Annotated in this window: 14 protein-coding genes and 3 tRNA genes; 13 read left to right on the forward strand and 4 right to left on the reverse strand. The window is 62.0% G+C overall.

The features are described from left to right. Positions 1-74 precede the first annotated feature (74 nt). Positions 75-151: transfer RNA gene (locus AC3YOG_RS10015), tRNA-Arg, on the forward strand. 133 nt (positions 152-284) lie between these two features. Beyond that, the gene (locus tag AC3YOG_RS10020) at positions 285-524 is read left to right on the forward strand and encodes a hypothetical protein (protein WP_489934944.1); all 240 of its coding nucleotides are present in this window, start codon (positions 285-287) and stop codon (positions 522-524) included. A gap of 568 nt (positions 525-1,092) precedes the next feature. Here the strand turns inward: AC3YOG_RS10020 and AC3YOG_RS10025 are convergent. Next, positions 1,093-1,512 (reverse strand): c-type cytochrome, encoded by a 420-nt coding sequence (locus AC3YOG_RS10025; RefSeq protein WP_127752570.1) that lies wholly within the window; start codon positions 1,510-1,512, stop codon positions 1,093-1,095. A 442-nt stretch (positions 1,513-1,954) separates the two neighbouring features. Between AC3YOG_RS10025 and AC3YOG_RS10030 the strand changes: the two genes are divergently transcribed. From AC3YOG_RS10030 to AC3YOG_RS10050, 5 genes are read left to right on the forward strand one after another with little or no spacing between them, the layout of a single operon-like run. Then, on the forward strand, positions 1,955-3,757 hold the full coding sequence (locus AC3YOG_RS10030) for a pyrroloquinoline quinone-dependent dehydrogenase (protein ID WP_489934945.1): 1,803 nt from the start codon (positions 1,955-1,957) through the stop codon (positions 3,755-3,757). Between the two features lie 54 nt (positions 3,758-3,811). Then, positions 3,812-4,663, forward strand: a complete 852-nt coding sequence (locus tag AC3YOG_RS10035) for a substrate-binding periplasmic protein (RefSeq protein WP_172122928.1) — start codon at positions 3,812-3,814, stop codon at positions 4,661-4,663. Next, positions 4,660-5,610: an ABC transporter ATP-binding protein gene (locus tag AC3YOG_RS10040; protein ID WP_489934946.1), complete on the forward strand. Its 951-nt coding sequence runs from the start codon at positions 4,660-4,662 to the stop codon at positions 5,608-5,610. The genes AC3YOG_RS10035 and AC3YOG_RS10040 overlap by 4 nt, the downstream gene beginning before the upstream one ends. Then, on the forward strand, positions 5,607-6,452 hold the full coding sequence (locus AC3YOG_RS10045; protein ID WP_489934947.1) for an ABC transporter permease: 846 nt from the start codon (positions 5,607-5,609) through the stop codon (positions 6,450-6,452). Before AC3YOG_RS10040 ends, AC3YOG_RS10045 begins: the two co-directional genes overlap by 4 nt. A 3-nt stretch (positions 6,453-6,455) precedes the next feature. Further along, positions 6,456-7,241, forward strand: a complete 786-nt coding sequence (locus AC3YOG_RS10050; RefSeq protein WP_489934948.1) for a transporter substrate-binding domain-containing protein — start codon at positions 6,456-6,458, stop codon at positions 7,239-7,241. A 7-nt stretch (positions 7,242-7,248) separates the two neighbouring features. Here the strand turns inward: AC3YOG_RS10050 and AC3YOG_RS10055 are convergent, their stop codons facing one another. Next, positions 7,249-7,851, reverse strand: a complete 603-nt coding sequence (locus AC3YOG_RS10055; RefSeq protein ID WP_489934949.1) for a zinc metalloprotease — start codon at positions 7,849-7,851, stop codon at positions 7,249-7,251. Between the two features lie 186 nt (positions 7,852-8,037). Between AC3YOG_RS10055 and trhA the strand changes: the two genes are divergently transcribed. Continuing rightward, positions 8,038-8,730, forward strand: a complete 693-nt coding sequence (gene trhA / locus AC3YOG_RS10060; RefSeq protein ID WP_248305252.1) for a PAQR family membrane homeostasis protein TrhA — start codon at positions 8,038-8,040, stop codon at positions 8,728-8,730. A gap of 2 nt (positions 8,731-8,732) precedes the next feature. On the opposite strand, the gene AC3YOG_RS10065 is transcribed toward trhA, so the two are convergent. Continuing rightward, complete coding sequence (locus AC3YOG_RS10065) at positions 8,733-9,227, reverse strand: DUF192 domain-containing protein (RefSeq protein ID WP_210258526.1); 495 nt, start codon at positions 9,225-9,227, stop codon at positions 8,733-8,735. 11 nt (positions 9,228-9,238) lie between these two features. Continuing rightward, positions 9,239-9,757 (reverse strand): cold-shock protein, encoded by a 519-nt coding sequence (locus AC3YOG_RS10070; protein ID WP_248305320.1) that lies wholly within the window; start codon positions 9,755-9,757, stop codon positions 9,239-9,241. Positions 9,758-10,022: 265 nt separating this feature from the next. Between AC3YOG_RS10070 and AC3YOG_RS10075 the strand changes: the two genes are divergently transcribed. The 5 genes from AC3YOG_RS10075 (at position 10,023) to AC3YOG_RS10095 (ending at position 12,415) form a co-directional block, all read left to right on the forward strand. Continuing rightward, on the forward strand, positions 10,023-10,439 hold the full coding sequence (locus AC3YOG_RS10075) for a VOC family protein (protein WP_127752561.1): 417 nt from the start codon (positions 10,023-10,025) through the stop codon (positions 10,437-10,439). 163 nt (positions 10,440-10,602) lie between these two features. Beyond that, complete coding sequence (locus AC3YOG_RS10080; RefSeq protein ID WP_489934950.1) at positions 10,603-11,067, forward strand: YcbK family protein; 465 nt, start codon at positions 10,603-10,605, stop codon at positions 11,065-11,067. A 72-nt stretch (positions 11,068-11,139) separates the two neighbouring features. Beyond that, positions 11,140-11,214, forward strand: a tRNA-Glu gene (locus tag AC3YOG_RS10085). A 48-nt stretch (positions 11,215-11,262) separates the two neighbouring features. Then, positions 11,263-11,337, forward strand: a tRNA-Glu gene (locus tag AC3YOG_RS10090). A 325-nt stretch (positions 11,338-11,662) separates the two neighbouring features. After that, on the forward strand, positions 11,663-12,415 hold the full coding sequence (locus AC3YOG_RS10095; RefSeq protein ID WP_489934951.1) for an SDR family NAD(P)-dependent oxidoreductase: 753 nt from the start codon (positions 11,663-11,665) through the stop codon (positions 12,413-12,415). The last annotated feature ends 2 nt before the right edge of the window (positions 12,416-12,417 follow it).

Genomic DNA, 12,417 nt, shown 5'->3' on the forward strand with positions numbered 1-12,417 from the left:
CAAAGATGGATGCGCCGGAGACCAAGAGGCGGGTTTTTTTCTGGCCGAAATCGGGTAAAGGAGGGCTTGGCCGAGGTCCCGTAGCTCAGCTGGATAGAGCAGCAGCCTTCTAAGCTGTTGGTCGCAGGTTCGAGTCCTGCCGGGATCGCCAATTTCACCAGATTTTGCGAGCACACTCCCCTGCAGGACTTGGCGCTCCGCGCGTTGACCTTTTTCAACAGCAAGTGAGCGCGGGGAACTACGCTAGGTCATTGGCATTGGTCTCAACCAGAGGAGATCCTAGAATGGCCATTTCGACAATCGACCGCATCCCTGACCCGCTCATCGACCGGTTTGATTTGGATGAACTGCCCCGCGTGGCGCCTTGGGTTTATGACGAGATTACGTCGATTGGCGTAAACGAGGTCAGGGACACGATTGCAGATATGGGGGAGGATCCAACCGAGTCTCTGCTCATGCGCACTTGGGTGGAAGCGGTGACACAGCACCGATCAAAGGTTTGGCGAGCGCTGGCCCAGGCTTGACCGCTCCTGGCTTGGCCAAATCGGACCGAACCGGCGTCTAATTCCGGATCGCAATTCGGCTGAGCTGCTTTAGCGGAAAAATCTCAGCACCGTGGAACGTTAGGAGCTCGTTTAGGTTAACAGGCCATGCTGAGTTACGGCTGCAAGGCCTGCGTGAGGAGTATCCCGGAATGTCCGAATTGTATGTGTGCGCCACTCTGGCGATTGCCGCTTACTCGACCTGGCTGTTTTTCGAGCTTACCGGCGACCGATCCGACCAGCAGTAACACGGAACTGCCGGTGCCGCTGACAGGCGGGGCGTGCGGACGAATTCATTAAGCCGTTCACGCGGTGCATGTCTAGGCTGGGGCTGATCTCATGTTCGAGGATCGGATCGGCTTCAGCGGGCTTGGCCAGTCCAACTGCTGCTCAGTCCAGTGCAGGGTTCGGTTGAATCCCCTCGGATCAGCATTCTCGCTTTAGCGCACGGCCCTGCCGGGATCGCCACGCGCCGCAACTTCGGTGCTCATGGTAAGGGCCGGGAGGGGGTGGTGTCCCCTCCCCGCACAATCGCGAAACAGCGCCGCCGCTACTTCTCGATAACAAGGCCCGCCAGGGCATCGAGGTTGTCGGGCAGCGGGGTGGTGCCGGGCTGGACGCCGTTCTTAGACAGAATATAGGCCGTCAGTTCGGCATAGGTTTTGTCGCTCAGGCGACCCGGGCGGTCGGGCGGCATGGCCGTCTTGATGAAGCCAAACAGACCATCGGCGGTGAAACCGAAATAGGTGCCTTCAAAATTGCTGCCGCGCAGGGGCGGACCACCAAACTCGCCATCGTCGAGATTGGCACCATGGCAATCCAGACAGCTCTTTTGATATTCCGCGCGTCCAGCATCGGCCTGGGCGGCAGTGAAGCTTGCCTTGGGCAGGTCTTCCTGGGCATTGGCCAGTGTTCCAGACAAGGCGAGTCCGGCCATTGCCGCCGAGATGGCGAAGGTACGAAGCAGCATCGAAATTCTCCTCAGAGCGTCACAGGCTAGTTGCCGGGCTTGGTTACCCGGTCTGGGCAAACTCAAGCGTGAAGCAAACGGCTGCGCAGGACAACAAGTTTATTTGTGATGCGGCGCGGGTTTACCGCCGGGCCTAGGAGTCGCAGGTGAGCTTCATACTTTAGTTGAATGCGACGCCGGGTGGACTTGCTGCGGCAGGCCGCCGCAGCCGCCGACGAGCACGGCCCATGGCCCGGCACAGAGGGGTTTGCGCCCGAATCACCCCCGTCGATATTGCCGTCCGCGCCCACACGGAATGGCGATCACGCTTAGCCTGACCAAGGTTGACGGCTCCAAGTAACGGGGCGCATGATCGGTGTAACGCTGCCAAACCATTGCGTCGCGAGGGCACAAAGCCCGTGACGAAAATCGGGCTTTCAGCGTCTACGGAGGAAATACTCAAATGCAAAAGCGGTTACTGCTCGCCTCATCAGCGCTCGCGAGCTCATTGCTTGTTCTTGCCTCGGGCATTGTTCATGCCCAGGAAACGCCGTCCCGGCTCGATAGCTACACCCCGGTGACCGACGAAACGTTGTTGAACCCCGCCGATGGCGACTGGCTGCACTGGCGCCGCACCTATGACGGCTGGGGCTATAGTCCACTCGAGCAGATCAACAAGGACAATGTCAGCAACCTGACCGTGGCCTGGACCTGGTCGCTGACCCCGGGCGCGACCGAAACCACGCCGATCGTTCACGACGGCATTCTTTACGTGCACAACAACCTCGACAAGGTCCAGGCGCTCGACGGCGCTACCGGTGACCTGCTCTGGGAATATGTGCGCGATCTGCCTGAGGACGTTGTCGCGGCTGGCACCGGCAACACGGCCACCAAGCGCAACATGTCGATCTACGAGGACAAGATCATCCTCGCGACATCGGACACTCATATCATCGCGCTCGACGCCAAGACCGGCCAGGTCGTGTGGGACGTGCAGCCTGCGGACTGGAACAAGGGCTGGCGCTATTCAGCTGGTCCGCTGATTGCCGACGGCGTGGTGATCCAGGGCATGACCGGTTGCGGCAATGCCCAGCCTGGCGGCTGCTTCATCACCGGACACGACCCCTCAACGGGCGAAGAAAAGTGGCGCTTCTACACCATTGCTCGCGATGGCGAAGCCGACAAGACCTGGAACGGCATACCGCTCGAAAGCCGCTTTGGCGCATCGGTGTGGCTGGCCGGGACCTATGATCCGGAAACCAAGACCGTGTTCAGCGGCGTGGGCCAGCCTTATCCCTGGATCGCCGAGATGAGCGGCCTGCTGCCGGCATCCGAGGAAGAAGGCGTCACCAATGACGCGCTTTACAGCGACTCGACCCTGGCCCTCGATCCGCAGACGGGCGAGCTCAAGTGGCACCACCAGTATCTCAAGAACGACACCTGGGATCTGGACTATATCTATGAGCGCATCCTGATCGATCTTCCCCATGATGGTACCGATCGCAAGCAGGTCGTGACAGCCGGCAAGCTGGGCATCATCGAATCGCTGGACCGCGAATCGGGTGAATGGCTCTGGGCCAAGGAAACCGTGCCGCAGAACGTGGTCGCTTCCATCGACCAGGAAACCGGCGAAAAGACCATCAACCCTGATTCCATCCCGAAGATCGGCGAAACCACGCTCAACTGCCCGGCTGACCCCGGTGGCCGCGCTTGGCCAGCAACGGCTTACAGCCCGCGCACGCAGATGCTTTATCTGCCGCTCAACGAGTACTGCTCGAACACCACGCCGCAGCCGCTTGACGCCGGCCAGATCTATACCGGTGGTGGTCGTGCGACCTTCTCGCGTATTCCGGTTGACGGCAGCGACGGCAATATCGGCCGCGTGGATGCCGTAAGCATGGTTGACCAGGAAACCGCTTGGTCGCATCGCCAGCGCGCACCGATCGTCTCGGCCGTGCTGCCCACAGCAGGCGGCGTCGTGTTCGCCGGTGACTGGAACCGCTGGTTCTATGCGTTCGACGACGAGTCGGGCGACGTGCTCTGGAAGATGCGCACCAACAACGCGATCAACTCCTTCCCCGTCAGCTACGAAGCCGATGGCAAGCAGTATGTCGCGGTTGCCGTGGGTAACGGCTCGAGCATGGCGCGCTCGGTAGCGACGCTGACGCCCGAACTGGTCGTGCCGACCGCTGGCTCGGTGCTCTGGGTGTTCGCCCTGCCTGACGCCGCAGCAGGTGCTGCCGACACGCAAGCTGCCGCAAACTAGGCAGTTGGACGCGGGCGCTTCGGCGCCCGCGGTTTTTCTTGAGGAACCAACCTGATGGTTTTGCTATCCCGCCTTCGCCGCCACGGGCGGGTTCTTGCTTCGTGCCTGCTCTGTGCGGCTGCCCTTTGTGCGCCGGGACTGGCGCAGGATCGCCCCAGCCTGCCCGACCAAGAAAAGTTCGGCCGGGCCAGCGACGAGTATTCCTTCCGCTTTTGTGTTGATCCGCGTGATCCCGGATGGGAGTTCGACAAGGCGGTTGGCCTTGCCATTGCCGATAGCCTCTTGCTCGAGCCGCGCATGCATGTGGTGACCGACACCAATGAGCGCGCCGAATTCGAGGATGTGTACCGCCACCTGCTGGCCGATTGCGCGGTGTATTTCGGGTTCAAACTGTTTGCCGGCGGTTATCCCGAATGGGTGACAGTCACCCGGGCTTATTACGAAACCGGCTATGTGTTTGTGGCCAAGTCCCCTGCCCCCGCGACCCTCGGCGCCATCGCCCCGGGCCAGGCGCTTGGGGCCACGATCGGCTCTGCGGCAGATTTCCGCCTCGTGCAGTTCAACAATTCCCGCCCGGCCGGGGAGCGCTGGCGGCGTTTTCCGATGGCGACCGACACCCAGGCGCTCGACGCCGTGCTGAGCGACACTGTCGCCGCCGCCCTGGTTTGGGCACCCTCGTTTTATGCCTTGGGCAAGAGCCGCCCTGATATCGCCGCGCTCGACATCATCGCCTCTCCCAGCCCGCTCAACCTGCCGCCGGTGCCCATTGGTGGCGTCATGCTTAGCCGGGACACCTTCTTGCGCAACAATATCGACCAGGCGATTGCGGCGCTGGTGGCGGATGGCGTCGTCGATGAGTTGCTGACGCAAATCGACATGCCCGGTGCGGCACCCTCCAATCCATGACTCCTGCCGTCGAACTGCACGACCTCAGCAAGCGCTATGGCCGTCATCTGGCGCTCGATGGGGTAGGCCTGACGATCAACCGCGGCGAGGTCTTTGCCCTGCTCGGCCCCAACGGCGCCGGCAAGACCACCTTGTTGCATATCCTCTGCACCCTGCTGGCGCCCGACAGTGGCACGGCCAAGGTCGGCGGGGCCGATGTGATGCGCGACCCATTACGGGTGCGGCGCAATCTCGGCGTAGTGTTCCAGACCTCCAGCCTAGATGGACGCCTGACGGTTCGTGAAAACCTCGAGTTCCACGGCATGGTCTATGGCGTGCCCAAGGCTTTGAGGCGGGACAGGATCCAGGAAATGCTGGCGGCGGTCGAGCTTGCGGATCGCGCCAACGCATTGGTGCAGACGCTTTCGGCCGGCATGAAGCGGCGGCTCGAAATTGCCCGCGCCCTGGTGCATGACGCGCGGATCCTCGTGATGGATGAACCGACGGTGGGGCTCGACGCCCGTTCGCGCGACGCCATGTGGGACTATGTCGCCAAGCTGCGCGCTGAACGTGACCTGACCCTCATCATCACCACCCATTATGTCGAAGAGGTTGAGAACTGCGACCGGGTTTGCATTATCGACCAGGGCAAGGTGGTGGCGCTGGACACCCCACATGCGCTGAAATCGCGCTATGGCCAAGAATATATGCGGCTGCGCCCGGTGGATGCGGCGGCAGCACAGGCTATTCAGTCGCGCTATCCTGAACTGGTGACGCCTATCCCAGAAGGGCTGCTGGTTCGCATCCCACAATCGCAGTTCACGCGTGAATTCCTGGGCGAATTTGGCGATCGGCTCACCGACTTGTCCTTTGATCGCTCGAGCCTTGCTTCCGTGTTTCTCGCCATTACCGGTCGGCAACTGGAGCGCCCGGAACCCGTCACGCCCAAGCGGGAGGGACGCCGATGAGCCTGGTAGATGACTTTCCCCAAACCACACCGCTGGGGCCGCGGGCTTTGGCCAGCGGGGTGTTTGCCATTTGGCTGCGCGAGATCAAGCGGGCCGCGCGGGACAAAGGGCAATTAATCGGTGGGGTCAGCCGGCCGCTGCTCTGGGTTCTGGTACTAGGGATCGGGCTTAACCCTTATTTCCGCGGCGAGGTTTATGGCGCGGTCCGCTTTGTGATCCCATTCACCTATCTGCAGTTTATCTTCCCGGCCGTTATCGCGCTCAACATCATGTACACTTCGGTGCAATCGGCGGTGTCGCTGATCTGGGACCGCGAGTTCGGCTTCTTGCGGGAAGTGCTGGTATCGCCCATGCCACGCTCGCTGGTGCTGCTCGGCAAGGTGCTGGGCGGCGCGACGGTGGCCATGTTTCATGGCTGCCTCGTGCTGATCCTGGCGTTTTTCGTCGATGTGCCCATCGCGCCAGCCGATATCGCCATGGGCCTGCTGTTGATGTTTCTCCTGTCCTTTGGCCTGACGTCGCTGGGGATCGTAATTGCGCATCGGGTGCGCAGTTTCGAGGGCTTCGGTGTGTTTTCGAATGCCGTGATCCTCCCGCTGTATTTTCTCTCGAGTTCGGTGTTTCCGCTCGATCCAGCGCTGTCGCGGGCGCAGGCGGCGATCATCTATCCGGAATGGCTGGTGTTCCTGATCCACGCGAATCCGATGACCTATGCCGTTGATGCACTAAGGAAAAACTTCATCGGTTTCGCCCAGTTCGATCCAGCCCTGGGGCCGCTGGTGCTGGTGGGCATGTGCGTGGTCTTTTTTGGCTGGGCGCTGTTCGACTTCCGCAAGAACTGAGCCATGTTGCGCCGCCTCCTCGATATTGTGTCGCAATATGCCTGGTTAATCGGGGGAGTGGCTCTGTTGCTGGCGGTGTATTTGCTCCCGCCCGATACCTCGCTTTCGGAGGTGCGGCGCCAGGGTCTGTTGAGCGCCTGCCTGCCCGTGACGCGGCCGCCGCTCGTGACCGCTGACGAGGCGGAACCGGGGCTCGAAGTTGAACTGCTGCAGATGATTGCCGAGGAAATCGGCGTCCGGTTCCGGCCGGTCACAGTGCCCGCCATGGGTGAGGATTTTGATCTGAGCCTGTGGCGGATCAGCCGGGCGCAATGCTCGGTGGTGGGTGGTGGCACGCTCGACACAGCAGCCACCCGCGCCTTTCTGGATGTAACGCCACCATTTGGCGAGACGGGTTGGGTGGTTCTGTCCCGGGCAGCGGGCGGACTGCAGCCCGGGACGACAGTGGCGGTGCTGGCCAATGTGCCGGGTGCCGACCGGTTGGGCCTGTCGCGGTTCTTGCGCGGGAAAGGCGTTACCCCCCAGCTGGTGCGCTCGCCCGATGATCTCGCGACCGCAATTGCAGACGGTTCGGCCGATGCCGGCATTGCCGACGCGCTTTATGCCCACGCGCTGGCGCGCGAGGCTGGCTTGGTCATGACCGATCTGCCGCCGCCGCTCGGGCATGACGCTTTGGTGTTTGGCCTCTGGAAAGGGGACTTAACCCTCAAGCGCGCCATCGTTGCTGCCTTGGCGCGCATCCGTGACGACGGGCGGCTCAATGACTTGACCGTCAAGTACCTCGATTAGCCCGAACTCAGTCGATCAGCGCCAAAACCGCGGCGACGACTGGGGCCAGCCAGAGCTGGATTTTGCCGGTCGCGAACACCACAAGAATGGCAAGGCTGACCAGCAGTTGCCGCCGCTCCAGCCAGCCGGCAATTTCCGATGTCCGCCCGAGCAATGCGCTGGCCGCCAGCGGCGGCACGGGCACGAGGTTGATCAGCGCAAACAGCACGGCGCTGCCCGAAAGCGCTTGCAGACCACTGGTGACGATGGCGCCCCAGGCCAGCGAATCCATGTTGATCGCGAGGGGGATCAGCCGCTGGGCGAGCCAAGCCAACGCCAGCATGGCTAAGCTTGGGGTGAGCATGGCCGCAACTGCGCCGAGAACGGGCGGTCGCATACGTGCCGGCGTCAGGTGCAGCGGCGTCATCCACCCCAGGCCCGACACCAAGAAGGCCACAGCGCCGATTAGATCCAGATGAGCAGCAGGGTTGAGGGTGAGGCGGCCGTCTTGGGCGGGGCCTTCGTCGCCCAGCAAACGCGCGGCACCCGTAAGGGCAAATCCGTAGATGGCGAGGATTGGGACCAGCACCGCAATGCGGGTCAACAATGTCGGCAGCGTCAGGTCGAACATGCTATTCCTCCCCGGCTGGTCGAACATGGAACGGCCGGTCGGGTCAAGCGATTGCGGGCCGGTGGGACGGAGCGCCAAGGCCGCTCGTGGCCTTCTGGCCTGCGGCACAGGCGCACGCGCTGCAACTCTGTGGCTTATCAGTGCGTTGGCAACCTGGCAGCAACAGGCTCGCCGCAGGAGCCCGTAGTGCAGCACCCCGTTCAGCAGTCCCCGTCCTATTCCTGGTGGAGCCGCGAGCAGCGTCCTTATACCCCGGCCGAACTGGTGGCCGATGGTCTGGTGCATGTGTTCGGGCTGGTGGGGGCGCTTGTTGCCGGATCGTTCCTTCTGGTATTTGCCCTGACGCACACTGCGCCGGAGGCGTTTCCGGCGCTTGTGCTGTATGTGGCAACGCTGATCTGCGTGCTTGGCGTGTCGCTGGCCTATAATCTATGGCCGGTTTCGCCGATCAAGATGCACCTGGCGCGGCTCGACCAGGCCGCCATTTTCCTGTTCATCGCCGGCACCTATACGCCTTTCCTCGCGGTGCTGGGCGGCACGACCACGGGCATGGTGATGACCACCTTCGTATGGGCCGCCTCGCTGATTGGCGTGGCCCTCAAGCTGCTGGTGCCGCACCGCTTCGGGCGCCTTGCCATTCTGCTGTACCTGGCAATCGGCTGGAGCGGCATCCTGGTGTTCCAGGCGCTGGCCACCGCCCTGCCCGCCTCAACACTGTGGCTGATCCTGGCGGGCGGCGTCGTATATTCGCTCGGGATTATCTTCCACTTGTGGGAAACGCTGAGATTTCAGAACGCCTTGTGGCACGTCTTCGTGGTCGCGGGCGCCAGCCTGCACCTGTGGGCCGTGCTTGATTGCATGGTGTTCAAGCGGCTCTAGGATCAGGGCTGTGGCGCCGCCTCGATGAGGTCATGCTCGACGGTGTCACCCGGCTTGAGGCCAATCTCCTGGGAGCGCCCGCCGGGGATCTCCAGCACATAACGCACCGGAACCTGCGAGGGGATCGAAGTAGGGTCGTGCGGGCGGGCATTCACATGCACGGTTTTGACGACACCCTTGCCATCGATGAAGATCATGTCGAGCGGAATAAAGGTGTTCCGCATCCAGAATGACACCTCCCGCTCATCCACGAAGTCAAAGAGCATGCCTTCGTCATCAGCCAGTTCCTGGCGGTACATCAGGCCCTTGGCGCGGCTTTCGGGCGTATCGACGACTTCGACTTTGAAGGCGTGATCGCCGGTCGAGGTGTGGAGAACCAGTTGGCCCTCATCGCTGCAGGCCGCCAGCGGCGCGACCGCGAAGAGAGCAGCCACGAGCAGACCGGAACGGCGCACCACTTGGGCGGCAGCGGGAGGCGCGGTGAAGGCGGTAAGCATGGATGGTGATCCTAGTGCGAAGACGGTGCGTCGCCCCATCCATCGGGCCGAATCTCGGCAACCATAAGGCCCTTGGGGCCATCGCCATAGCGAACCAGCACGAACTGGCCGGGCCGCAACTCGGTGATGCCGAAGCGGCGCAAGGTTTCCATATGGACGAACACGTCAGGCGTGCCCTCGCCCGCGGACAGAAAGCCAAAGCCGCGAATGCGGTTGAACCATTTCACCTCGAGCCGGACCATGCCCGAAGTTGGCTCCACCACCACATGGGTGCGCGGCGCCGCCATCTGCGAAGGATGCCGCGCGGTGGATTCGTCCATGGAAATAATGCGAAAAGCCTGTAGCCCGCCGGGGCGGTTAAGGGCCTCTACCACGATGCGGGCGCCTTCATAGGCGGTTTGGTAGCCGTCGCGCCGTAGACAGGTGACATGCAGCAGCACGTCGGCCATGCCATTATCGGGGACGATAAAGCCAAAACCCTTGCCAGCGTCAAACCACTTGATGGCACCGGAAACCTCGATGGTATCCATGCTGCCGTCAGTCGCTTGCGGGCGATCGGTCACCGCCCCGGTAGACAGGGTCGTAGGCTCGTCGCCCTCGCCGCTCAGTTTGGCCCCCATAGATGCCGCCTTTTCGTACTCGCCTCGCGCCGCGAGGTACTCCACTAGCCTTAGCACTGTGTCCGATTCAGTGGCAAAAGTTAAGAAGGTGTTTCGAAATAGTTTAGGTGTGGCAGTTGCGGCTCACGTCTTCACTTGTTAGGCGAGTTGCCCGAACTGCAGAGGAATTACCCCGATGAAATATCTGCACACCATGGTCCGCGTGACCGATGTGGAAGCGAGCCTGCGATTTTATTGCGAGGGGCTAGGCCTAGAAGAGGTCAAGCGCAGCGAAAACGAGAAGGGCCGCTATACCCTGATCTTCCTGCGCGCTCCGGGCGACCAAGGTGGGGAAGTTGAACTCACCTATAACTGGGATCCCGAAGAATATACCGGCGGGCGCAATTTCGGGCACCTCGCCTATCTCGTCGATGACATCTATGGCTTGTGCCAGCACCTGTCGGACATGGGTGTCGTGATCAATCGGCCGCCGCGCGACGGGCATATGGCCTTTGTGCGTTCGCCCGATGGGATCTCGGTTGAGCTGATCCAGAACGGCACCCTGCCCCCGCAGGAGCCCTGGGCTTCCATGCCAAATACCGGCAAGTGGTAAGCTAGCGAATCCCGATTTTTGTCTGCCGGCCAAGGGCCGGTAGACAGCTTCGTTAACCCTGATGCTTAGGCGCGGGTTAGCAATCTCGATCGTATTTTAGTGGCTTCGCAAACCATCAGTTGCTGTGTTGCTTGTGCGCAACTGGCCGACCTGAGTGGACGCCATGAAAACGATCGCCGCCCTCCTCACCTGTGTTCTGGTTCTGACTGGCTGCGCGCCAATGGCGATGTTCGCCAGTGGCAGCGGGCAAGCCTATTCCGGCAAGCGCTCGGACTGGGGCACTTATGTTGCCAGCCGGGAGGTGAATGCGTTTTGCATCAGCCCGCAGCTGCGATTCCTGATCTGGGAGTTCGAGGGGCATTTCGGGCGCAAGGTGATCATGAGCTCGGGCTATCGCGATGGCCGGCACAACAAGGCGGCGGGCGGCGCGGACAATTCTTTTCACACCAAATGCATGGCGGCGGACTTCTATATCCCCGGGGTGGACAAGCGCGAGCTGATCGCTTTTGCCATGCGCACGCCGGCGGTTGGCGGGCTGGGGTGCTATCCCGGTAAACCCTTTATTCATGTGGATGTGCGTGAGCGGCCCAAGGGCTATCGGCGGCCGGTGACTTTCTCAGGCTGTTGAAAAAGTTGATGGAAAGCGCGCAAAGGTGTTGCACATCCAAAAGGGTCCGACTATACGACCACCAGCGCTTAGGCGCCCTTCGTCTATCGGTCAGGACGCCACCCTTTCACGGTGGAGAGAGGGGTTCGATTCCCCTAGGGCGTACCATTTTCCTTGCTGCTGTTGCGAGGATAAGCTAGCACTAAGACCTCCTCCGCGCCCATCGTCTAGCGGTCAGGACACCGCCCTCTCACGGCGGGAACAGGGGTTCGATTCCCCTTGGGCGTACCAGGGTCTTGCTTCCAATTTATTGCCGCTTGTGCTGATCGCGTCAGGGAACTGACGGATCGGATTTTTGCGTGTTTGCACCCCCTTTGCCATTTTTGCGCCGGGTTGATGAACGGCGGCTGTCAGTTTGTTCATCGCGGTTTTTGGCGCCGAAGTTATGCCCGGTTGGGTCGGGTTGGGTGATGATGGGGCGGTGATTCTGATTGGAATCAGGGGTGACTGAGGGACCCCTTCCCCCAGCCCCTCCCCTCAAGGGGGCGGGGAGGATTTGGGGCGGCAGAAGGGGCTAGTCTCGGCCTAGAGCCGAGGGGCGGTTGGGAGCGATGGCATGACCGAAAAAGTTGCTTGGATCATTGGGGGCGGTTCGGGGATCGGGGCGGCGGTGGCGCGGGTGCTGGCGGACCGGGGCTGGACGGTTGCGGTATCAGGACGGCGGGTCGAGCGGCTGGCCGAGGTGGCGAATGGGGAGCGCATTCATGCCTTTCCGCTCGATGTCACCGATGGGGTGGCGGTGGATGCGGCGGTGGCGGAGGTGATTGCACGACTGGGGCGAATCGATCTCTTCGTCTTTGGGGTGGCGGCCTGGCAGGCGCGCAAGGTCAGCGATTATGCCATTGAACCCTTCAGCGCGGTGGTGAACGCCAATTTCCTGGGGTTCGTGCGGTTTCTCGATCCGCTGCTGGCGCAGATGCGCCGGCAAGGCGGCGGGCAGATTGCCGGGATCGCCTCGGTCGCAGGTTATTTCGGCTTGCCGCGTTCGGCGGCGTATTCCTCGACCAAGGCGGCGATGATCGCGCTGCTGCAGACCATGCGCACCGAACTCACCGGCAGTGGGATCGGAGTGCGGATGATCGCCCCGGGCTTTGTGAAATCCGAGCTGACCGCCCGCAACGATTTCCCCATGCCCTTCCTGCTGGAAACCGAGGATGGGGCGCGGCGGATCGTTGATGGCCTGTTGGGCTCGGATCGATTCGAGATCGCGTTTCCCCGGCGGCTGGTGTGGCCGATGAAACTGCTGCGGATGGTGCCCTATCCGGTGTTCTTCTGGGTGATGGGCCGGCTGCCCAAGCCCAAGGATTAGAG

The organism is Devosia sp. Z6_126 (genome assembly GCF_058133495.1).